The following is a 477-nucleotide window of genomic DNA, read 5'->3' as shown; positions in this document are numbered from 1 at the left end:
AGAAAGTCCGTGTTAATGACAGCATGGATATCAGGCGGCCGGCTGAGTATCGCGCAGGAACCTTCAGGGCATCGCATTTTGTCAGCATCGGCGAACCTAATCATTCCGTCCCGACCGAACCGGATCCGCGCGGGACAATGACGTTTCTTAATGGCAAAAATATTATTGACCAGGCGCCAGCCTACTCGGTGATTTACATCCAGTCGAACCTGCCTTACTCCGTGCCTCTGGAGAATGGCCACTCAACACAGGCGCCGACAGGCGTCTATGCCGTCTCGTTTAATGGTGTAATTCAGGCCTACAAATGACCCTTACAGAAATCAGAAACGCTGTCATTTCCCGAATGGCGGCACAGACCGCTATTGCCTCTGATGCGGTGGATTATCCCAATGGCCCGGTATTTGACCCCAGTAACCGCGATATCTGGGCCCGACTAACCAACATTGCTGGGCAGGCTGGCGCAACCGAGATCGGGGA

Annotated in this window: 1 protein-coding gene; it reads left to right on the top strand. The window is 53.9% G+C overall.

Annotated elements, in window-relative coordinates; translation table 11 throughout:
- Window positions 1-308 (top strand): hypothetical protein (locus M3667_RS16555; RefSeq protein WP_251509620.1); only part of this gene is annotated, 308 nt, incomplete at its 5' end.
- Window positions 309-477: the final 169 nt, after the last annotated feature.

Origin of the sequence: Microbacterium sp. P26 (genome assembly GCF_023712585.1) — a bacterium.
In the GTDB taxonomy this organism is placed as follows: Bacteria; Actinomycetota; Actinomycetes; order Actinomycetales; family Microbacteriaceae; genus Microbacterium; species Microbacterium algihabitans_A.
The sequence above is the reverse complement of the archived record's forward strand: the minus strand, read 5'-3'. Positions and strand labels throughout refer to the sequence as shown.